The 22,245-nt window shown below is 38.3% G+C and carries 17 protein-coding genes; 16 read left to right on the forward strand and 1 reads right to left on the reverse strand.

What is annotated here, in order from left to right:
• Positions 1-35: 35 nt before the first annotated feature.
• Positions 36-1,058 (reverse strand): metal-dependent hydrolase, encoded by a 1,023-nt coding sequence (locus IE051_RS02895; RefSeq protein ID WP_189359259.1) that lies wholly within the window; start codon positions 1,056-1,058, stop codon positions 36-38.
• Positions 1,059-1,152: 94 nt separating this feature from the next.
• Between IE051_RS02895 and nhaC the strand changes: the two genes are divergently transcribed.
• From nhaC to IE051_RS02975, 16 genes are all read left to right on the forward strand, one after another.
• Positions 1,153-2,619, forward strand: coding sequence for a Na+/H+ antiporter NhaC (gene nhaC / locus IE051_RS02900; RefSeq protein ID WP_189359260.1), 1,467 nt, complete (start codon positions 1,153-1,155; stop codon positions 2,617-2,619).
• An 87-nt stretch (positions 2,620-2,706) separates the two neighbouring features.
• Positions 2,707-4,746, forward strand: coding sequence for a sigma 54-interacting transcriptional regulator (locus IE051_RS02905; RefSeq protein ID WP_189359261.1), 2,040 nt, complete (start codon positions 2,707-2,709; stop codon positions 4,744-4,746).
• A 266-nt stretch (positions 4,747-5,012) separates the two neighbouring features.
• Complete coding sequence (locus tag IE051_RS02910) at positions 5,013-5,327, forward strand: hypothetical protein (RefSeq protein WP_189359262.1); 315 nt, start codon at positions 5,013-5,015, stop codon at positions 5,325-5,327.
• Between the two features lie 43 nt (positions 5,328-5,370).
• Positions 5,371-7,668: an arylsulfatase gene (locus tag IE051_RS02915; RefSeq protein WP_189359263.1), complete on the forward strand. Its 2,298-nt coding sequence runs from the start codon at positions 5,371-5,373 to the stop codon at positions 7,666-7,668.
• A 54-nt stretch (positions 7,669-7,722) separates the two neighbouring features.
• Complete coding sequence (locus tag IE051_RS02920; RefSeq protein WP_189359264.1) at positions 7,723-8,580, forward strand: MORN repeat-containing protein; 858 nt, start codon at positions 7,723-7,725, stop codon at positions 8,578-8,580.
• Complete coding sequence (locus tag IE051_RS02925) at positions 8,577-9,107, forward strand: peptidoglycan-binding domain-containing protein (protein ID WP_189359265.1); 531 nt, start codon at positions 8,577-8,579, stop codon at positions 9,105-9,107. Before IE051_RS02920 ends, IE051_RS02925 begins: the two co-directional genes overlap by 4 nt.
• Positions 9,108-9,183: 76 nt before the next feature.
• Positions 9,184-11,496, forward strand: a complete 2,313-nt coding sequence (locus IE051_RS02930; RefSeq protein WP_189359266.1) for an arylsulfatase — start codon at positions 9,184-9,186, stop codon at positions 11,494-11,496.
• Between the two features lie 32 nt (positions 11,497-11,528).
• Positions 11,529-13,073: a DUF1214 domain-containing protein gene (locus IE051_RS02935; protein ID WP_189359267.1), complete on the forward strand. Its 1,545-nt coding sequence runs from the start codon at positions 11,529-11,531 to the stop codon at positions 13,071-13,073.
• Positions 13,074-13,150: 77 nt separating this feature from the next.
• Complete coding sequence (locus IE051_RS02940) at positions 13,151-14,830, forward strand: hypothetical protein (protein ID WP_189359268.1); 1,680 nt, start codon at positions 13,151-13,153, stop codon at positions 14,828-14,830.
• A 100-nt stretch (positions 14,831-14,930) separates the two neighbouring features.
• On the forward strand, positions 14,931-16,478 hold the full coding sequence (locus IE051_RS02945) for an arylsulfatase (RefSeq protein ID WP_189359269.1): 1,548 nt from the start codon (positions 14,931-14,933) through the stop codon (positions 16,476-16,478).
• 81 nt (positions 16,479-16,559) lie between these two features.
• Positions 16,560-17,522, forward strand: coding sequence for a transporter (locus tag IE051_RS02950; protein WP_189359270.1), 963 nt, complete (start codon positions 16,560-16,562; stop codon positions 17,520-17,522).
• Between the two features lie 11 nt (positions 17,523-17,533).
• Positions 17,534-18,376, forward strand: coding sequence for a hypothetical protein (locus IE051_RS02955; protein WP_189359271.1), 843 nt, complete (start codon positions 17,534-17,536; stop codon positions 18,374-18,376).
• A gap of 57 nt (positions 18,377-18,433) precedes the next feature.
• Positions 18,434-19,279 carry a hypothetical protein gene (locus IE051_RS02960; protein ID WP_189359272.1) on the forward strand — a complete coding sequence of 282 codons (846 nt, stop codon included), beginning with the start codon at positions 18,434-18,436 and terminating at the stop codon, positions 19,277-19,279.
• Between the two features lie 35 nt (positions 19,280-19,314).
• Complete coding sequence (locus tag IE051_RS02965) at positions 19,315-19,950, forward strand: TMEM175 family protein (protein WP_189359273.1); 636 nt, start codon at positions 19,315-19,317, stop codon at positions 19,948-19,950.
• Positions 19,951-20,127: 177 nt separating this feature from the next.
• A complete protein-coding gene (locus tag IE051_RS02970) occupies positions 20,128-20,637 on the forward strand; it encodes a potassium channel family protein (RefSeq protein WP_189359274.1) in 510 nt (169 codons plus the stop codon).
• Between the two features lie 70 nt (positions 20,638-20,707).
• Entirely contained in the window at positions 20,708-22,243 is a 1,536-nt protein-coding gene (locus tag IE051_RS02975; protein WP_189359275.1) for a phosphatase PAP2 family protein, read from the forward strand.
• Positions 22,244-22,245 lie beyond the last annotated feature (2 nt).

Raw genomic sequence — 22,245 nt, forward strand, 5'->3', positions numbered from 1 at the left:
GCAAAAGGTATTGGATAGCTTGTACATAACTCACGTTAAATACCTTTTATCCGCTTCCAAAGTGTGGCCAGAGCATCACTAAGTTTACCAAATTTGGGCTTAAAAGGTTTCATATTCAATCTCTCCTTTTCTTTATAAAGGATAAGACTAAATACCGATGAATCTGGGTCATTTAAATCTAAAAGCGGGTAGCGTAAATCATTATAGCGATAGGTCTCGTCATCCAATTTATAAACACTGTAGTAATCATTACTAAACCAAGCAAGATTTGCAACATCTTCAAATTCAGCTGGCTTTAAATCACGATGTTTGGCTACTTTAGTAAATGTTGAAAACTTTGTATCGGTATCAAATAAGGAATAATCTGCTACATAATAACTGTTTGCAGTTTCCGCAATGCCATACCACAATATGTTATTAAAAATAGAAGGCTGTGCACTAAACCGGATATAATCTATTTGACTGTCTTCGGCTGATGATTTAAATAAGGCGTCAATATAGAGTTTGTTTCCTACCGTAAAAAGCATATACAGCGAACTCATAGTCAGCCCCAATTTTAACCAAATTTTCCGCTTAGGTGATGTCCTATTAAAAAACATCACGGCAATCATACAGATTAAAAAAGGCAACGTATATAAAGGATCTACAACGGCTATATTATTAAATGCCACTCTATAATGACTTATAGGCGCAAATAACTGGGTGCCATAGGGTGTAAAACAATCCAATATGGGATGGGTAAAAAGCGACCAAAAAAACAGGGCAATCCAATCCTGCCTTGTGGTATTACCCCGCCTCTGCCGTGTATTGTATAATCTATGCACCACCCAACCAAGTAACAAAGCTGCAATAACAGAAAAGAATATGGAGTGCATAAATCCACGATGAAAAAGCATGGCATCAATGGCATTACCATATAACAAATTCCCCACATAGACATCTAAGTCCGGTATGGTTCCCCCAATAGCACCAAATAGTAATGCCTTATTTCCTATTTTCTTTCCTAAAACCGCTTCTCCACAAGCCGCGCCTAGAACAATTTGGGTTATTGAATCCATCCTTGATTTTTGATGAGCAGCAAAAGTAAGGAACTATTTTCATTTGCATACATTGCTTGAAAATCGTAACATTACGAGACCAATTTATTTCTAAATGCAAGATCAAAAGAATATTTCTGAGTTCAAGGCTAATCAACAAACTATTATTGAAAATAAAGCGCTTAGTTTCTCAGAAGCCCTATTGCCAGTTGTCTTATTAATGGGCCTCCTATTTTACAATATCATGTTTGCTGAGGGTGCTTTATTAGGCGATTATTCCAATCAATTTATTTTACTCATTGGTGGTGCCATAGCAGCGGTTGTAGGTTTTTATAATAAAGTACCGCTAACCCTCATGGGTTCTGAAATCTGGGAAAACTTAAAAAGCGTTTTTATTCCCATACTCATTTTGTGCTTAGTTGGCGCCTTGGGTGGTACTTGGTTGGTTAGTGGCGTTATTCCGGCCATGGTTTATTATGGCCTTCAAGTGTTAAGTCCGGAGATATTTCTGCCAGCATCGGTTATCATCTCTGCTATCATTTCAATCGCAACAGGTAGTTCATGGACCACATCGGCCACCGTAGGTATTGCGCTTATTGGTATTGGGAATGCTTTAGGTATTAATCCCGGTATGATTGCTGGAGCAGTAATATCTGGGGCTTATTTTGGCGACAAAATGTCTCCTTTAAGTGATACTACAAACCTGGCTCCTGCAATGGCTGGCACCGATTTATTTAGCCATATCAAATACATGACCATTACTACGGTTCCAACGATACTGGTAACCTTGGTGGTTTTTTCTGTTTTAAGCTTTACCATTGACACCTCAGGCAGTGCAGATTTAAGTCATTTATTAGACACCATAGATGCCACTTTTAATATTTCACCTTGGTTGTTTTTAGTCCCCCTATGCGTGATTGGTTTAATTCTTTTAAAAACGAAACCACTTTTAGCCTTAAGTGCGGGTGTTCTATTGGCAGCTCTATTCGCTTTTATTTTTCAACCTGAGATTTTAAATGCTTTAGGAGATTCCCAATTATCTGCTGTAATAACATCCATTTTTACAGATACCCAAATAACTACAGATAATGAAAAACTGAATGATTTGTTTGCCGCTGGCGGCATAAAGGGCATGCTTTGGACCATCCTTTTAATTATTTGCGCTATGGTTTTCGGCGGTATTATGGATGGTATTGGTGCCCTTTCTAGAATCACAAGCGCGCTATTGGCTGTAGCCTCTTCTGTTTTTGGATTATTTGCTAGTACTGTAATTAGCTGTTTAGGACTAAACGCTATTGCTTCCGATCAATATTTAGCTATTGTTATCCCAGGTAAAATGTTTAAAAAAGCCTATGAAGATAAAGGCCTAGCCCCAGAAAACTTAAGTAGAACCCTTGAAGATTCAGGAACTGTTACTTCTGTATTAATTCCTTGGAATACCTGTGGAGCCTACCAGTCTGGCGTATTAGGCGTAGATGTGGGCGAGTATTTTATTTATGCCATATTCAATTGGTTGAGTCCTTTTACAACCTTATTATTTGCCGCCTTACGAATCAAAATCAAACTCATAGTATCAAAATAGAATAGCTATTAACATGTTTCATCGTACACCCTTAATATTAAATATTTTAAACAACCCATCCATTCTCTTTGATAAAAGCTAAAATAAATGTCTGATTATATTTTTATTTTTTTCGCAGGTTTCGCCATTACCACAGGGATATCCTATTTATGGCTTGGGTTGGTTGAACGCAATTATAAGTCTACTTTATTTTTTGGCCTGTTTGCTATAGCTGCTGGGGTCTATTTCATACTTAAATCTACAGAGATATCCGGTAAACTCACATTACTTATTGCGGTTTGCATGTTTGTTTTATTTCCCTGGTATTTTAGTTATGAAGCAAAATATAGAAACAAACCCCTGCTTTGGGGCATCACCTTTCTCGGGCTCTGTTACTATATCACCACCTTTTTTGGTATCCAATTCGGATGGTTTCGCCTTCAATATGTATTCAGTTATACGGCCTACATATTAACCATAACATGTTGCTACCTCGCCTTAAAAAACATGCTAAAAACCACAAGAAAAATAGTATACCCTCTGGTTTTTGTAACCATTTATTACACCTTATTTGTTACCGAAGAAATACTCTATAATTATTTTGGTAATGCTTTACCTTGGCGCGAGGTACTCAGTTTTACCTATTTAGACTTGTTTCCTGTATTTATTATTGGCACGCAATTGGTTATTTTGGTTTCTCATGACTTGGAAAAAACGAAGCTTGAAAAGTCAATACAGTTTTATAAAAACAATCTAAATTGCATCCTAGATCAAACCAATACCATAGTGGCCTCTATTGATCTCAACGGAAACATCCTGTACGCAAATACATTTTTTAAAAGTTCTTTCCTTACTGAGGACCTTATAAAAACAACCAACTTCAAAAAACTCATTTCTAGAGATACTAGCGATGCCTTTGAAGCACAGGTGTTTAATGAAAACAATATCACCGGCAATATTATTTCCAAATGCACACAACAGCATAAAGAAGTGTCTATTGCATGGTCCTTTGTAAAAGTGAAAGCTTCACATACTTCAAAAGCACACAGTTATATATACTTATTTGGTCAAGACATCACCTCTCTAGTAGAAACAGAGGAAAACCTGCGTATTGCTAATAAAGATTTAGAAATCTTAAAAAACAAACTGCAGGAAGAAAACATTCAACTCAAAAATGAGTCAACCTTCTTAAACGATTCAAATCAACTTATTGGAGAAAGCCCGAATTTTAATTATGTCATGAACCGTATAGAAGATGTCGCTCCATTAGATGTCCCTGTACTTCTGGAGGGCGAAACAGGTGTTGGAAAAGAACTCTTTGCCAATGAAATTCATAAAAAAAGTAAACGTAGTGACAAACCCTTTATAAAAATAAATTGTTCTGCCATTCCCAAAGAATTAATTGAAAGTGAATTATTTGGTTATGAGAAAGGAGCATTCACTGGGGCAGACAAATTAAAACGCGGCATGTTTGAGCTGGCTGATACAGGCACCTTATTTCTGGATGAATTTGGAGAATTACCACTGGCACTTCAGCCCAAGCTTTTAAGGGTTTTACAAGAAGGTGAAATACAACGTCTGGGCGCTGAGAAAATTATTAAAATTGATACGCGTATCATTGCCGCCACTAATTTGAATTTAGCAACACTTGTTGAAAAAGGACAATTTAGATCAGATTTATACTATCGTATTAATGTATTCCCTGTTACAATTCCGCCACTAAGAAATAGAAAAGCAGACATTCCATTGCTCATTGACGCATTTATTAATTTGTTTAATAGAAAATATACAAGGCAGGTTAAACAAATATCACAAACATTAATGGACGACTTGACCAACCATAGTTGGCCGGGGAACATCAGGCAATTAAAAAACATTATTGAACGCGCAATAATCACTTCCGATGGCAGCAAATTAAAGCTAGCTGAAGCCCTACCAAAACATAAGGACCATGTTGCCAACCAAAGCTCTAATGAAAATGCAACGCTGGACACTCTAGCAGATTGCGAACGCAAGCATATCATACATGTCTTAGAACACTGCAATTGGCAAATTTCAGGTAAAAATGGCGCTGCTCAAATACTAAATCTTCCAGCCAGTACATTGCGATCTAAAATGAAAAAGTTAGAGATTATGAAACAAAGTTAAACCGCTTTTATCGAATACCAAAACATCCATCACAGGCCTTTTTAGCTTCGCTTAGCGCATCAATACTAAACATAAATCCCCCGAGTTTATAATACCATTTGCACCGAAAAAACACGATATAAAGTCACGATATGTCGTGCTAAACGGTATATAACAAATCTCTAAAATTGATAAAAATAAAAATACAAATTATAAGCAGCTAATTATCAGATACTTAAAAATTAACATTCTTTAACATTTCGTCTTGGCACGCAACTTGCCATTGAATGGCCATAACCAAACCATCAACCAAGATGTACATGCTGCTTTTACAGTTCGAAATCCACAAAGACAAGCTTTACGAGTTTGATATTGCCATGGGCAGGTTAGTTAAATGGCCCATGTTTACACTTTACGGTTCGCGTATAGAATCTCCCACCAAATCTTTTGAGTTCGTCAAGCAGTGGTCTAATAAAACCGACATGCAGCAAGACCTAGACAGTCCTATTTATGAGAATCTCATTGGGGCTGTAAAAGTATTAGGCCATTTAAATGAGGCTGTTATTTATGAAACCAAACCATTTGACGCCCCAAACACTTAAAACAGGAACAAACTATTAAAATCAAACAATAAACAACAACAGTATGAAATCATTTAAACTATTTCTTCTTATTACTGGGCTTTTAATTTTTAGCAAAATTGATGCTCAGGATAAGGAATTTAAAGGTAAAATTGGTACCACTCTAGCCGATTCAGAAGAATATTGGCCAGATCCAGTGACGGCTCCAGAAGGAGCTCCAAATGTATTAATTTGGTTAATTGACGATATGGGCTACGGACATTCTAGTGCCTTTGGCGGATTAACACCCATGCCGACAATAGAAAAATTGGCTAATAATGGCTTGCGCTATAATAACTTCCATACTACGGCATTATGTTCGCCCTCAAGAGCAGCCATTGCTGCTGGGCGTAATCACCATAATATTGGTATGGGATCACATTCCTTAACAGCTATGGGGTTTCCAGGGTACAATGCCCACCCACCTGAATCGGCTAAAGGATTTTCAGAAATCTTAAAACGAGAAGGTTGGTCTACCATGTTTATTGGTAAATGGGATCACACCCCGCAATGGGAAAGTACCTTTGCAGGACCATTTGACAGATGGCCTTCTGGTGATGGTTGGGAACACTTTTATGGTTTTATGTCTGGTGACATGAATAATTTCAATCCCATCATGTGGACAGACCACACCCCTATGCAACCCAATTATGACCAACCCGGATACCACGTCAATGAAGATATGGCGGATACAGCAATCAATTGGATTTCAATGTTAAAAGCATCAGACCACAAAAAACCTTTCTGTATGTTCTGGGCTACTGGCGCAGTTCATGCCCCACACCAAGCACCAAAAAACTGGGTAGAAAAGTTTAAAGGTAAATTCAGTATGGGATATGACAAGGCAAGAGAACTGATATTGGCCAACCAAATTGAAATGGGTATTGTACCTAAAGGCACTAAATTGTCGCCTCGAGACGAAACCATTCCTGCCTGGGAAACGCTTAATGATCAAGAAAAAGCATTATATGGCAGACAGATGGAAGCTTTTGCTGGTCAGTTAGCCTATACTGATTATGAGTTTGGTCGTGTTTTAGAATATCTTGAAAAAATTGGAGAGCTTGATAATACCGTGGTGATTTTTACATCTGATAATGGCGGCTCTGGAGAAGGTGGTTTACACGGTACCTTTAATGAAAATGGTTTCTTTAATGGTGTCCCTAATATTCCTTATGAAACCAATAGCCAATATATCAATGAATGGGGTAATAAAGTGGGTGTTTGGCACGTCACTGCTGGATGGACCCAAGCGGGAAACACGCCATTTCAATATTACAAACAATCTGCTCATAGAGGTGGTAATGCAGATGCCATGGTTATTTCTTGGCCAAAGGGTATTGACAAAGAAAATAACGGACAAGTAAGAGAACAATACCATCACATTATTGATATTGCCCCTACCATTCTTGAAGCTGCAGGTGTTGAAGCTCCAGAGGTTATTGATGGGGTAAAACAAATGCCTTTTGATGGGGTGCCTATGAACTATTCGTTTAATAAACCAAAAGCAAAAGACACCCGCAATGTGCAGTACTATGAGCTATTTGGTAACCGTGCTATTTATGCCAATGGTTGGACAGCAGTAACGCTGCACAGAGGCAAAAGACCATGGGTACTTAATGCCACGGGATCTATAGAGGATGATAAATGGGAGCTTTATAATTTAAAAGAGGATTTTTCTCAAAGTCATGATGTTGCCGATAAGTATCCTGAAAAACTCGCTGAACTTAGAGCGCTTTTCAAAGAAGAGGCACTCAAAAACAATGTATTACCTATAGATGGCGATGTAGGGCCGCGTTTAGCAAAAATGCAAGCGCAAGCAGCTCCTCAAGAAAAAGAATTGGTGTACTGGCCGCCTGCGGCAATTCGTGTGCATGAGTCGGTGGCACCTCCAGTGAAAAACAAATCTCATGAGTTAATTGCAGAAATGGAAATTCCTGCCTCTGGTGCAGATGGTATGCTAGTCACAGCTGGCGGCCGTACGTCTGGATATGCACTCATGATTTTAGATAATCAATTAATATATATCTATAACTATATAGGGCACAGAACGGTACTCATGTCCTCTGAGAATGTTCCTGTTGGTAAATCAGAATTAAAAATGGTATTTACAAAAACAGGTGAGTTTAAAGGCGATGCCGAACTTTTCATAAACGGAAAAAGTGTGGGGAAAGTAGAAATTCCTAAAACCATACCGGCCACCTATAGTATAGAGGAAACCTTTGATGTTGGTCAAGACACAGGATCTCCTATTATAGAAGATACCTACGCAGTACCATTTAAAAACACGGCCTTACAAAAATTAACGGTCTTGGTTGGAGAATAAAACAACTAAAAACAGCCTGCTTTTTAGTAGGCTGTTTTCAATGGCATTTATATTATGAAAAAAAAGCTCATAGTTATTATTACCCTTGTGTTCACCATGTATTGTATACCTCATGGCAATGCACAGGATAAGGACAAATCTAGTGAAGAAGGCGTCTGGCTTAAAGACCCCATTACCGGCTGTAGTATTTGGAATTCTTCACCAACAGAAAACGAAAGCATCAGCTGGTCTGGAACCTGCGATGACAAAGGTAAAGCTTCTGGGAACGGTGTACTTGTTTGGCTTGAAAACGGCAAAATAGTAGGACGCTTTACAGGAACTATGGCTAATGGCAAAGCAGAAGGTATGGGTAAACTTTATTTTGAAGTAGAAGATGGTTTTGCGCAATACAACGGTGATTTTAAAAATAGTGAAATGCATGGTCGCGGATTACTCATTTTCCCTGACGGGAGTCGCGCTGAAGGCGACTTCAAAAACGATCATATGAATGGCTACATAAAAGCAACACTTGCCGATGGAAGTAGTTATGAAGGCGAAGTGAAAAACAACCTGCCTCATGGCGAAGGTCATCAAATAACGCCTGAAGGCGAAGAGTATTATGGTGATTTTCAAAATGGCAAGCGCCAAGGAAGAGGCACACTGTTAGTTCCTAATGGCGATACTTATATAGGCCAATTTAAAAATGAACTGGCGGAAGGTACTGGAACGTTAAAAACTGTTCAAGGTGATCAATATGAAGGTGCATTTAAGGCCGGAAAACCTAATGGAAAAGGTGTTTTTACTGCATTTGATGGTGACGTTGCTACAGGTCAGTTTGTTAACGGAGAGCCAGACGGCATCATTGTTTTTAATCTTAAGAATGGAAAAACAAAAGAAGAAACATGGAAAAACGGTAAAAAGGTAGCACCATGAAAACAAAACAAAAAAGAATCATTGTTACGTTAACCTTCCTGCTTTGTGGGGTTATATTTCAATCAGCAGTACAAGCTCAGGCATTAGGTAGAGCTTTTGGAGGTGCCTTAGGTGGTGCCGCACTTGGCTCACTAGTTGGAGGACGTGATGGTGCTCAAACAGGCGCTATAATTGGTGGTGTGGTGGGGCTTGCACAAGGTGCTAAAGAGAAAAAACAACGCGAAGCACAACAGGCAGCTTATGCGCGACAACAAGCTGAACGTGAAAGACTTCAAAAAGCCCAGCAAAAAGCCGAAATGGAACGTTTAAAAAAACAAGAGGAACAGCAAGAAAATTTCGAATCTGGCACGGTACTAGAAATACAAAAATCATTAATGCGCATGGGGTTTGATCCTGGCGACATTAATGGTAAAATGCAACCCGCCACAGAAAATGCCATACGCCTCTATGAAAATAAGTACGGCCTACTAGAAACGGGCAGGCCATCACAAGAGCTACTCAAGCATATGCTTCAGCATGGTGGTTAAGTACATAATCGTAGCTAACCATAGCTAGTGTTTCAACTAAAGCAATTTAAAACTATCAATAAAGAATAACAATAAAATGAAAAACTATATAATCTTACTGTGTAGCGCATTTTTGGTTTTCTCTTGCCAAACTAAGCAAGAAACCTCAAAAGAAGAAGATCCAAGAATGGCGGGATTCAAAGGAAAAATTGCGAAGACCTTTGAGGACTCTGTAGAAGACTGGCCTGAAGTGGAAACCTTTACAGGTAAAGACCCTAATGTCCTTATCATTCTTTTGGATGATGTGGGTTATGGGCAGCTAGGCCCTTACGGCGGTTTAACTGAAACGCCTAACATAGACAAGCTTGCTAAAGGCGGTTTGCTTTACAACAACTTCCATACCACAGCACTTTGTTCACCTTCGCGAGCCGCTATTCTTGCGGGACGGAATACACATTCCATCGGAATGGGCTCCCACGCCCTAAGTGCTATGGGGTTCCCTGGTTATGCAGGTCGTGTGCCTATGGAGGCACAAGAGGTCACAAAAATCGCTCAGAAAGGCGGATGGACAACCTATGCTCTTGGAAAATGGGACCATACCCCAGGGTTTCAAACCCACCAGATAGGTCCATATACGTATTGGCCAACGAATGACGGTTTCGATCATACCTACACCTTTATGGCTGCCGATGCCAATAACTTTACCCCAGTGATGTATGCCGGTCATGAGCCTATAGAACCCTCTCGTGGGAATCCAGATTATCACTTATCTACAGACCTTTCAAATAAAGCAACACATTATTTAACAGGACAAGCTTCTATTGATCCAGACCGACCATTTTTTATGTTTTGGGCGCCGGGAGGTATGCATGCTCCGCATCATGCACCCAAAGAATATATAGAAAAATACAAGGGCAAGTTTGACATGGGTTGGGACGAAGCCAGAAAAAAAATACACAAACGCCAGCTTGAATTAGGGGTGATACCAGCAGGGTCTGCCCTAACAGAACGTAATAAAGAAATCCCCGCTTGGGATTCACTGACCGCGGATGAAAAACGCATGTATGCGCGTCAGATGGAAGCCTTTGCTGGCCAACTAGAACATCTAGACATGGAGATTGGCCGCATGCTAGCTACTCTAGAACGCATAGGGAAACTAGATAACACCCTCATCATTCTAACCTCCGACAATGGCGCTAGTGGTGAAGGCGGCTTATCAGGTTCGCATAACGAAATGCTCATTGTTAACAGCCAACAAACGCGCCTTGAAGAGAACCTAGACCGCTATGACGAATGGGGATCAGAAGCAACAGATAATCACTACCACGCAGGTTGGGCATTGGCAGGAAACACCCCATTTAAGTATTTTAAGCAAACGGTTCATAACGGTGGGATTAAAGATCCATTAATCGTTCACTGGCCAGCTGGAATAAAAGGTAAAGGAGAAGTTCGCAATCAATACCACCATATCATTGATATTGCACCAACCATCTTAGAAGTACTAGATCTTGATTTCATGGAAGAGATTGATGGTATTAAGCAAATGCCTATAGACGGTGGCAGTTTTGCTTATTCCTTTAATGCACCAGATGCCCCAGACCAACACACCACCCAGTATTATGAGATGTATGGTAATAGAGCCATTTACAAGGATGGTTGGAAAGCAGTAACCATTCATGGCAATCGTATGCCTTGGGATTTTGCGGGAACATACCCTTTTGATGATGATGTTTGGGAACTTTACAATGTGAAAGAAGACTTCACAGAGTCCAACGACTTGTCCCAAAAGTTTCCTGAGAAACTGGAAGATTTAAAAGCGGCATGGGAAGAAGAAGCTTGGAAATATAATGTATTCCCACTATATGATGATTTAGGAGCGCGGTTTTCTAATGTGGCCAAAATATATGCTCCTCAGCGTAAAGAATTCATATTCTATCCTCCAGGTGCTGTTCGAATTTCGGAGCCATATTCTCCTCCTGTGAAAAACAAAAACCATAGCATAACCGCCTATGTCGATATGCCAAAAGAAGGTGCAAGTGGCGTACTTGTGGCTGCTGGTGGCCTTTATGGCGGTTATACGTTATATGTAAAAGACAACCGCTTAGTTTACGAATACAATGCCTATAACGAGGACAGATTCACTATTAAATCCAATACTGCCCTTCCAAAAGGTGAAGTGGTATTAAAAGCTGTTTATGAAGTTAATGAGGATAAGACCGCAGTAGTAACGCTATTTGTAAACGGTGAACAAGTGGGCCAAGGTCCGGTAAACCGCACACACCCCGGTCAATACTCGCTTTCTGAGACTTTTGACGTTGGACAAGATACAGGCACGCCTGTTTCAAAGCACTTCACCCGTGAAAATAAATTCACAGGTAATTTAGACAGGCTTGTTGTTTCCTTGAAATAGAAATGAATATACTCTAGAAAAATATGAAAAATATGAAAAATAAAACTATATTAATTTACATTTCAGCAGTTATCTTTTCGTTACCGATTTTTGCTCAACAAAAGACAAGTGTTATTCAAACAGAAGAAGAATTCCAAAGTTTAATGCCAGTAACAGGAACCGTCGAAACTTTTTTCGGTGATTATGAGCTTGATCACAGTTTTCCAGCAGTTGGGGAAGGCGATAAAATATTTAAACTTATGGATCATCAGAGAGCTTCTCAACTGTATCTATGGGGTTTACCAATTGTCGCTATGACCACATGGATTGAGGGTAATAGAGAAGTTTATGGCTGTGGTTATAATGATCTTCTTTCTGTAAAAACATTTAATGAACGACGAGGACTTCTTACAGCAAACGAAACTACTGATTATTATTTTGGTGCTTCCAATACAAAAGATGGTGCTGTTATTGTAGAAATACCTGAAGGACTAGCGGTTGGTTTGGTAGATGACATGTGGCAGCAGGGAATAACAGACCTTGGTTTGTTTGGGCCCAACTCAGGTAATGGCGGTACTCATGTATTCATAGGGCCAAATACACCGCCTGAATTAATTCCCGAGACAAAGGACGGACAGATTCTACATAAAGTAAATACCAATCAGGTTTTTTATCTTTTGAGATTGCTCGGTGCACCAGATCAAGTTCAGAAACTTATTGGCAAGGTTGAAATTTATAATTATGGCAGTAAGAAGCCAAAAAAAGTAATCCAAGGAAATGACAAATTTCTTGCGAATTATCAACAAAGAGGTCTCGATTTTTGGAAAGTGCTACATATGGCAATAAATAATGAAGAAGTTCAAGATCGCGATCGATTCTTTATGTATTGGTTAAGAAATCTGGGAATTGAAAAAGGAAAACCTTTTAATCCTAGTCCTGAACAAATTGAAATCCTTGAAGATGGAGCTAAGGTTGGTGAACTAATGGCAAAAACGTTGGTTTACGATGAGAGACTTGAAGGTGTTTTACGTCAGAATAACTGGAGAATGATTCTTGGCGGAGAATGGGGCGATGGTATAAAGAACACTCAGAGAATGAAACATTATGACACATTTGATCCTAGAGCAAGGTACAATTATGAAGCTGTTACGACCTCTCCCGCTATGACCATACCAACGCCAGGTAAGGCGCAGGCTTATATTGGGAAATTTGAGGATGAAGAAGGCAACCGTCTGCAAGGTGGAAACAATTATATTATAAAAATCAATGGACCAGTACCGGCAGAATTATTTTGGTCGACTGTGATATATGATACAGATACACGATGTCTCATTGATAATCGCAAAGGAGCGCACGGCGGGAAAGCAACAGTAGGCAGTAAAACAGAAGGATTGAGAATCAATGAAGATGGATCGTACACCATGCTTTTAGGTCCTGGAGATCCACCAAAAGGCTGGGAAGCCAATTATGTACAAACATTGTCAGGTAGAGGGTGGTTTCCTTACATGAGAGCCTATGGAGCTCAGAAAGATTTTTTTAATGATGCCTATAAATTTCCAACTATTAATAAAGTTAAAGACTTTTCAAAATTAGATTAAAATGAAGAAGAAGTTTGCTAAAACTGACCTCTTCTTGTATCAAGCAATTAGCAAAAATTAACAACTTAATAAAAAAAATGAATTCAAAATTTAACAAGTACTTATCAGTAATATTACTTACTGTAATAATCACTTTTATAGGTTGTAAAGAACAACAGAAAAAAGAAAAAAATGAGAGCGGTAAAAAGGTAGAAAAAGTTATAGAAAATACTTCAAATGAATTGAGCTATCAACTCCCTCCTACTAATCCCTTCTTAATTGCGAATAGTAGTTATCCGTCAGTACATTCAAACCCTGCCCAAAGCGACGTTACCAAATGGGCAACTTGGAATGAAAACATAGCCATTAAGGCAGAAAACACACAATGGTTACCGTGGGTAACTTCCATAGGTACAGTACATCGTCCTTATGGTAATGGTGAGGAAGCTTTGTTTGTTTCTGGAACCAATAAAATTGGAAAAATCAAAATCACTAATGGCGCTTTTGAATGGGTTGATGAAGTGGTGGTGCCTGGCTATGACTATGACGTACCCTCTGAGAACGAAATAGAAGCAACCGTTAATGAGATGATCTCCGGTGGAACCGATGAATCTAAATACCTACCGCCCTATGCAAAACATGTTAAAGCGATTAAGCAAAGTTCGGCAAATATTGGAAATGGTATATATACCATGATGGACCATGAAGGGAACTATTTCTGCGGATTCGGAACCTCTATATTCAAGGTTAGTGATAAAACACCTGGAGATATCAATTCTAAAATTGAAATTGTAAAAGCATTTGATGTCAAAGATGGTGTTACACCAGAAGAAGCCAAACAAATAAGTAGAATATTTGCATTAGGGATGACCTATGATGGTAATATTGCTGTGGCGATGCCGGGTATTATAGCGGTTTTAGACAGAAACCTTGAAAATATGCAATATGTTATTCTTGAAGGTGAAGCAGTAGATAATGGTATTAGTATCGATGATAAAGGGGGGATTTATTGTGTAACCTCAAAGTACATGCGGAAGATTGTATGGGATGGTAAAAAAATATCGGATAAGGAAGAAGATGGCGCATGGAAATCAGAATACGATTATGTTCCCAATCCAAAAGCACTTTCAAGAGGCTCAGGAAATACACCATCTTTAATGGGGTATGGCCCCGATGAAGACCACTTAGTTTTTGTTGCCGATGCTGGAGATGATATTAGTGCGGTAGCATTTTGGCGCGATGACATCCCTGAAGATTTCAAACAAAAAGAAGGCACCAAATCAAGACGAATTGCAGACCAGATAAAACTTAAAATAGATGTTCCTGCAACTATTGAGTGGTCGCCACATATTTACGGAAATGGCGTGATGATGATGGCTTCTGCTTGGCCAGACCCTGTCTATGATGAACATGGCAAACTAGCAATTTTTGAAACGGTTTTAACTGCAGGTGTGACTAGACAACCTCCTACTGGCGTAGAAAAATGGAGTTGGGATAAGGAAACCTACAGTCTAAAAAGCGATTGGACAATACAACGTGGGTTGCAATGGGCACTCTATCCTGTTTCTGCTTCGGCCAATACGGTAACACTTACTATTGCTGAAGAAGGAAATTATTCCTTACAAACCGTGGATTGGGATACCGGTAAAGAAATCTCTACTACTAATTTGGGTAATAATCCAATTTTTAACACGGCTGGAGGATTATTTATCCCAATTGATGAAGATAGAATATACATTACTGGGGTTATGGGCCCGGTTATGATTACCAAACCATAAATTGCAACGAACTAAAATGTCAAAAAAATATTAAGGTTATTAGCAAATAATCACATTATATAATTTATCTTAAATCATATTAATATTAAAAATCAATTTTATGAAAAAAACAAGTTTATCTATGGCCATGCTCCTTTGTATGGTTTTTGGATCTTTTGCTCAAAAAAACAAAAAACCTAATATCTTGGTGATATGGGGTGATGATATTGGGCAATTTAACGTAAGTGCCTATAATATGGGTATGATGGGCTATAAAACACCTAATATTGACCGTATAGGAAAAGAAGGCGCTGTATTTACCGATTGGTATGGCCAACAGAGTTGTACTGCTGGTCGTGCTGCTTTTATTACAGGGCAATCTCCTATTAGAACAGGACTTACCAAGGTAGGTTTACCAGGAGCGCCAGAAGGGATGCAAAAAGAAGACCCTACTATTGCCACATTATTAAAAGCTAGAGGGTATACAACTGGGCAATTTGGAAAAAATCATTTAGGTGATTTAGATGAAATGCTTCCTACAAATCATGGTTTCGACGAGTTTTTTGGAAACCTTTACCATTTAAATGCTGAAGAGGAGCCAGAACACCCTGATTACCCTAATGATTTTGTTTTTCCGGATGGCACACCATTTAAAGAAAAATTTGGACCACGAGGTGTTATTCACTCTTACGCTGATGGTAAAATAGAAGATACAGGACCATTAACAAAAAAGCGTATGGAAACTGTGGATACAGAAGTTACTGATGCAGCTTTGCGTTTTATGGATGAGGCGGCAAAAGCTGATAAACCATTTTTTGTGTGGTGGAACAGTACACGTATGCACGTAAACACGCATTTAAGACCAGAATCTGAAGGAAAAACGGGATTAGGTGTGTATGCTGATGGTATGGTAGAACATGACGGTATGGTAGGTCAATTATTGGACAAACTGAAAGAATTAGGTATTGAGGATAACACAATTGTTATGTATTCTACAGATAATGGTGCTGAAGTTTTTACATGGCCTGATGGAGGAACAACCATGTTTAAAAGTGAAAAAGCAACACAATGGGAAGGTGGTTTCCGTGTACCAACGGTTATTCGTTGGCCTGGGGTGATTGAACCTGGCACAGTAATTAATGAGATTGGAGCACATGAAGATATGCTGGCTACATTATTAGCTGCTGCTGGAGACACGAGTGTGAAAGAAGACCTATTAAAAGGTAGAACAGTGAATGGTAGAAACTATAAAGTACATTTAGATGGTTATAACTTATTACCTGCATTTAAAGGTGAAGCTGAATGGCCACGTAAAGAGTTTTTATACTGGACTGACGATGGTAGCTGTGCTGCATTTAGATATAACAATTGGAAAATTACATTCTTACAACAAGATGCTGATGGTATTGATGTTTGGAGAAACCCTTATACGGCACTTAGAGCACCAATGGTAGCCAATTTAAGAATGGATCCTTTTGAAAAAGCACATGAAGAATCTATTGGTTATGAGCAATGGTGGGTAGATCATATGTTTATGATTGCACCATCGGCTGCTTATGTGGGCCAGTGGCTTCAAAGTTTCAAAGAATATCCACCAAGGCAAAAACCTGGAAGTTTTAGCCTAGACAAGGTGATGGAAGCCGTATCAAGAGGCGCGGGAGATAAATAAGTCACATTGCTAGAATTCTAATCAAGAATATAACAAAAACCGGATATTCTCTTATTCGGTTTTTGTTTCAATAACAACGGTGTGGAAACAAAATTTTATAGCATTAAAAATACAGGAGTTATGAAAGGCTTTAAGTTATTTATTTCTGTTTTCTGTTTCCTTTTTGTTTGGACACCACTGCTAGGGCAAGATTTAGAACCCCGAGCGATTACTAATTTACCTGTAGGGACTAATTTTCTTTTAGGCAGTTATGCATACACGAGCGGTAATATCCTATTAGACCCTTCCCTACCCATTGATGGCTTAGACGCTAGACTAAACAGCTTTGTTTTTGCCTATATAAGATCCATTAAGTTTTTTGGTCAATCGGCTAAAATTGATGCTGTACTGCCCTATGTGTTTGGGGATTGGAATGGTGAAGTGGTTGGATTACCAGATCGGTTTTCTCAAGACGGCTTTGGTGATTTACGAATTCGTTTATCCTTTAACTTTTTGAATTCGCCAGCCATGTCTGTAAAAGAATTTGCGAATTATAAACCTAACGCGGTTTCTGGATTTAGTGTACAAGTGATTATACCAACAGGAAAATATAACCCTAATGAATTGGTAAACTTAGGCTCCAATAGATTTGCCTTTAAACCACAGTGGGGTTTTGCAAAATCACTTGACCAATGGAATATTGAAACCTATGCCAGCATATGGCTATTTACCAACAATAACAACTATGTAAATGGGAACAAATTAGGACAAAAACCATTATACACATTTAAATTTCACCTCATTAGAGACCTACCCAATAATATGTGGATATCGGCGAATATAGGTTATGGTATAGGTGGGCGTGTTATAGTAAACGATATAGATCGCGATTCAAAAATATCAGCCATGCGCTTTGGCTTACACTATGCTATACCATTTAATCAGCATGCCTTTAAAATAGGTTATGTATCTGGAATACGATTTGAAAGAGGCAGTGATTTTGACGCCTTGACACTAACCTATCAATACCGATGGAATAAATCTGCAAAACAACTTAAAAATTAACGCTTATAATTATGAAACATTTTTTACTTACTTTCTTACTTTGTTCATCTCTAATATCATTTTCGCAGGAAGAAAATACCGAAGAAGCTGGACAAGATGACACGACCAAAGCTTTAGATGCTACCGCCACACAATGGAGCTTTCAATTTGCTTACCAATCCATGCCCGATTATCATAGTGATATAGTAAATGGTGCTCCTAGAACAGCGGGCTTAGATAATTATGTCCAATTGCGTATTGTAGCACCAATTCCATTAAAAAATCTAACCATTTTACCTCGAGTGACGCTAAGACATTATGAAAATGTAAACACGGGTGATAATGGTTTTGGAAACACAGAAATATTTGCTTTAATCATACCTAAAAGCTTTGATTGGGGCACAGGACGTACCGGTATTGGTCCCATGGTTACCTTACCTGGTAATAAAAAAGTTGCCAGAGATGAATGGGGATATGGGCTTTCAGGCGCCTTGGTTAATAGTTCTGGACGTTGGTTTTACGGGGTATTATTAACGCAATCATGGCGGTCTATTGACCCACGTACTTTACCAGCAGGCTCGTCTACTACCAATCCTTTAGGCATAGCGCCCTTTTTGAACTATAGAATTGGAGATTCTGGGTTGTATGCTGGAAATGGAGATATGGTAGCCCAATATGACTGGAGTAGCAAAAGCTTCTATTTACCCATTGGGTTGCGTTTTGGTAAGGTTTGGGTTTTAGATAAAGGCTCTATTAATGCCTATGCCGAATACCAAACCAGTGCCATATATAATAGTTGGGAAGGTCCAGCCGTTCAAAATTCTTTCCGCTTAAACTTTACGTATACCATGCCATTTAGTAGTGGAAAAAAATAAGCTTTTTATATTTATATACTGGATATAAGGCAAAAGCATAATGCAAACCGAACACCAATGAAAACTTTCCAATCCATTCTCCGATTCCTTTTTTTTCTGTTAGTATCTAGCTCATTTTTGCAGGGCCAAGAGGAAAACCATGAGATAGTACATGATGCGCATGAAAGTAACCAACCCATTTATAAATTAGACTCTCAGCGTACATGGCCATTTTTCAGCTTTCTAAATGACCCAGGAGATGACGCCAGCACTCTGGGTTTAGAATTTGAAAGCACTTTAAAAGTAGGCAAGTATAATGTAAAGAACATCTCTTATTTTGAAGTCAATCAATATCCAAGACCCATTCCTGGACAACCTGTTGGTAACCCTATTGAAGGCGGAAATATCAAGGCCGTAGATGGTATTAATGATTTACTTATGGGCTTTTGGTTTACCAAAAGGGAGGCACATCATGGTAAACATCATTTAGCCCTAGGTTTTGCGGCTCAGTTACCAACCGCTGCCGACCCAACACTTGGAAGTGGGCAATGGTCTATTGGGCCTAGTTTTGATTACGAATATGAAAATGGCCGATTATTTGCCGGAGCAATTGCACTTCAACTTTGGTCTTTCGCCGGTTCATCTGAACGTAAAGATGTAAACATGCTCATGATTAAACCCTTTATAGTCTATAACATAGCTAAACGTTTTGATTTGATTTATATGCCTTATGGGGTATCAGTATATTGGAATAAACCATCAAGTGAAGCGGTTTACCTTCCACTAGGTGGTGGTGGTCAGTACCAATTTCCTTTAGGAAAAACAACTACCCTTAATACGGGCGTCCAATTTTTTAAGAATGTGATAAGACCAACAAAAGGAACGGTTTACGATCTGCGCTTTTTAGTAGAATTTGTGTTTTAGACGTATATAGAATAGAAATTATAATAATAAATATTATGGTTAACCAGCTACAAGAATTACCAGACAGCATTTACTTAAATCGATTAAGACGATTTATTGATATCGTTTATGCGGTTATTTTTTTTCATATGATAACCAATTATCTTCCACTAATAGAAGATATGGAATGGACGCATAAAGAATATGGCCTATTATCGCATATGGCAGACAGTTCCAATGAACTTTTACGGATTTTTATTGGTGCTGGCCTCGCACTGATGTACTGGAATCAAAATAACGGCTTATTTAAAAATTTAGTTAAAACTAACGGTACCCATGTGGCGCTTTCACTTATTCAACTATTTTTAGTTTGTCTCTATGTATTTTTCGCCATTGCAGACCCCGATTTAGAAACACATTCATCACCGGCACTACAAGCAGCAAGTTTGGCATTAGCTGGTTTTATTAGCGTTTGGTCTTGGATTTATGCCTCAAAAAATAATATGATTAATGAATCTTTGACTGAAGAGGATATTAACAATATCACACGCAGTAATTTTATGGAACCTGCCACTGCTGTTGTTAATATAGGATTAGCTTTTGTGGGTCCTATGGTTTGGACTTTGGCCTGGTTTGTACTGCCACCATTTTTCATATGGATACTAAATAAAAGAAAAAAACATGTGGATTAAAGCAATCAAATGACCACCTTTGTAATATAATTTAAGAATTCATTTCTGATGAAGGACATGCGTGATATAATAAATAACAAATCCATATCCTCTGTGCTATTGTTACTATGTCTTGCTGTTTTTATTTTTTTGATACCGCTATTTACTTTCCGAGCCCATATAATTTCGGTTGTATTATTGTCAGCAATCATTCTCTTAGCCGGTTATTCCATAAGCACAAGAGTGACACAGGTTGCTATTGCCACCATCTTGGTTGAACTCTCTACGAGTGCAACAGATTTTATTTATCTTAATTATTTTGCAGAACTTTTTACAAATATTTTTTTTATTTATATTGTTATTCGGGTAATCTTGGATTTATTGCACCGAAAAGAGGTGGACATATATGCCTTAGTCGATGCTATTAATGGTTATTTGCTCATAGGCTTAATGTTTTGTAGCCTTGTTGCTTTTGTTGACCTTTATGCTCCAGGGTCCTACAATAGCACTGCTGATTCTAAAATGGAACTGGTATACTATACTATGATTACCTTAACCACAGCTGGGTATGGCGATATTACCCCGCAATTGCCATTGGCGCAGTCCTTATCTATGCTTATTGCGGTAACAGGCCAATTTTATGTAGCCGTTATTGTAGCTATACTAGTGGGGAAATTTTCAAGCTTAAACACCAAAGAAAAAAACTAACGCTTAAACTTAGATTCAAAAGTCTAAATACATGAAATTACTGATATTAAACCAAACAAAAACTTCAATCATGAGAATATCATTAGCTTTTATATTTGTCTTAACCATAACCACTGGTTTTGCACAATATGCCGTAAGCCCAAACCATGCCAATAGTTATGCTTCTAACTACCGAAGTGTAACTACAAATGTACTACCTTCCCCAAAGGTAAATTTCTCTCAATTATATTTAGATGAAAATGGCAATTACCAAAACAACGATCTTAGCGCCGCTAATTCAAACTTAAACACATCATCTCACAGCTACATGATGTATCAAGATTCTACAGCGGTTAAGAAAAAATGGTACAAAACAGATACAGGAACGTCTTTAATTATAGCAGGTGGTTTAATTACTGCAGGTACTATTATGCACTTTAATACCGATTTTAAAGTAGGTGTTAAAGATGAAATCAATCGCTATTTGCCAGATTTCCATAATGCGATTGATGATTACACCCAATACATCCCTTACGCTGCAGTATTTGCTCTAGATGCTGCTGGTATAAAAAGTCAACATAGTACATATAGAAAAATATCAACCATTGGTACGGCAATAGGTATAAATTTAATTGTAGTACAAGGTTTAAAGTATAGTATTGCAGAGCCAAGACCAGACGGTTCTAGTAATAATTCTTTTCCTTCAGGACATACAGCAACTGCTTTTATGGGAGCGCATATCTTTCATAAAGAATATAAGCACAGAAGCCCATTTTATAGTATTGCAGCCTATACCTTAGCAACCTTTACAGGTGTTATGAGACAATTAAACGACAGACACTGGATTTCTGATGTTTTTGCTGGTGCAGGTATTGGTATTGGAACAACAGAACTTGCCTATTTTTTGAATGATGGCTGGTGGAAAGAGAAAGGTATTAACGAGATTGAAGAAACCAATAGAGTCATTAATGAATCCAAACCGTCTTTCCTAGGGGTTAAAGTAGGTTATGCCAGTTTAGTAAATTCTACCGATGGAAATGAACCTGGATTAGAAGCCAAAGAAGGTTTTAAAATATCATTTGAAGGGGCCTATTTCTTTAATAGAAACTTAGGTGTTGGTGGTGAGATAGGGTTTCAAAGTTTCCCCAATACGATAAGTGACGCTTTAAAACAAGAATTTGCTGATGAAGGTTTTGAGGTACTGCCACAATCCTCAGGTAACAGACTGTATTACTTTGGTCCGTATTATCAAATTCCATTTGGTAAGAATATCGTTGGAACAAAACTGCATGCTGGGCTAATTTCAGGTCCTAATACCAAAATTTTTGTTAGAGAAAACCAAGAAACTTTTGACTTGAAGGAAGATGCACCACAGGAATATGTTTATGCAGATTATGACCCAAAAAGTTCATTTAGTTACGCCACAGGTATTTATTATAGACGCGTACTGAATAAAAACTTATCTGTTGGCGCTTATTTTGATTATGCTTGGGCTGATGTAAAATATGATGTAACCTACATGGACGACTTTAATAATGGAAATCCAATTTATTTTCCTAAAGAAAGTAAAACCACTAATTACGACTCCTATTCATTTGGTGCCAACGTGAGTATCATGCTTTGGTAATA

The organism is Algibacter mikhailovii (genome assembly GCF_014651495.1).
Lineage (GTDB): Bacteria > Bacteroidota > Bacteroidia > Flavobacteriales > Flavobacteriaceae > Algibacter_E > Algibacter_E mikhailovii.

Bases quoted from the DNA above. Each gene is read 5' to 3' on its own strand.
- IE051_RS02895 (WP_189359259.1), bottom strand. From the start codon at position 1,058: ATGGATTCAATAACCCAAATTGTTCTAGGCGCGGCTTGTGGAGAAGCG.
- nhaC (WP_189359260.1), top strand. From the start codon at position 1,153: ATGCAAGATCAAAAGAATATTTCTGAGTTCAAGGCTAATCAACAAACT.
- IE051_RS02905 (WP_189359261.1), top strand. From the start codon at position 2,707: ATGTCTGATTATATTTTTATTTTTTTCGCAGGTTTCGCCATTACCACA.
- IE051_RS02910 (WP_189359262.1), top strand. From the start codon at position 5,013: ATGGCCATAACCAAACCATCAACCAAGATGTACATGCTGCTTTTACAG.
- IE051_RS02915 (WP_189359263.1), top strand. From the start codon at position 5,371: ATGAAATCATTTAAACTATTTCTTCTTATTACTGGGCTTTTAATTTTT.
- IE051_RS02920 (WP_189359264.1), top strand. From the start codon at position 7,723: ATGAAAAAAAAGCTCATAGTTATTATTACCCTTGTGTTCACCATGTAT.
- IE051_RS02925 (WP_189359265.1), top strand. From the start codon at position 8,577: ATGAAAACAAAACAAAAAAGAATCATTGTTACGTTAACCTTCCTGCTT.
- IE051_RS02930 (WP_189359266.1), top strand. From the start codon at position 9,184: ATGAAAAACTATATAATCTTACTGTGTAGCGCATTTTTGGTTTTCTCT.
- IE051_RS02935 (WP_189359267.1), top strand. From the start codon at position 11,529: ATGAAAAATAAAACTATATTAATTTACATTTCAGCAGTTATCTTTTCG.
- IE051_RS02940 (WP_189359268.1), top strand. From the start codon at position 13,151: ATGAATTCAAAATTTAACAAGTACTTATCAGTAATATTACTTACTGTA.
- IE051_RS02945 (WP_189359269.1), top strand. From the start codon at position 14,931: ATGAAAAAAACAAGTTTATCTATGGCCATGCTCCTTTGTATGGTTTTT.
- IE051_RS02955 (WP_189359271.1), top strand. From the start codon at position 17,534: ATGAAACATTTTTTACTTACTTTCTTACTTTGTTCATCTCTAATATCA.
- IE051_RS02960 (WP_189359272.1), top strand. From the start codon at position 18,434: ATGAAAACTTTCCAATCCATTCTCCGATTCCTTTTTTTTCTGTTAGTA.
- IE051_RS02965 (WP_189359273.1), top strand. From the start codon at position 19,315: ATGGTTAACCAGCTACAAGAATTACCAGACAGCATTTACTTAAATCGA.
- IE051_RS02975 (WP_189359275.1), top strand. From the start codon at position 20,708: ATGAGAATATCATTAGCTTTTATATTTGTCTTAACCATAACCACTGGT.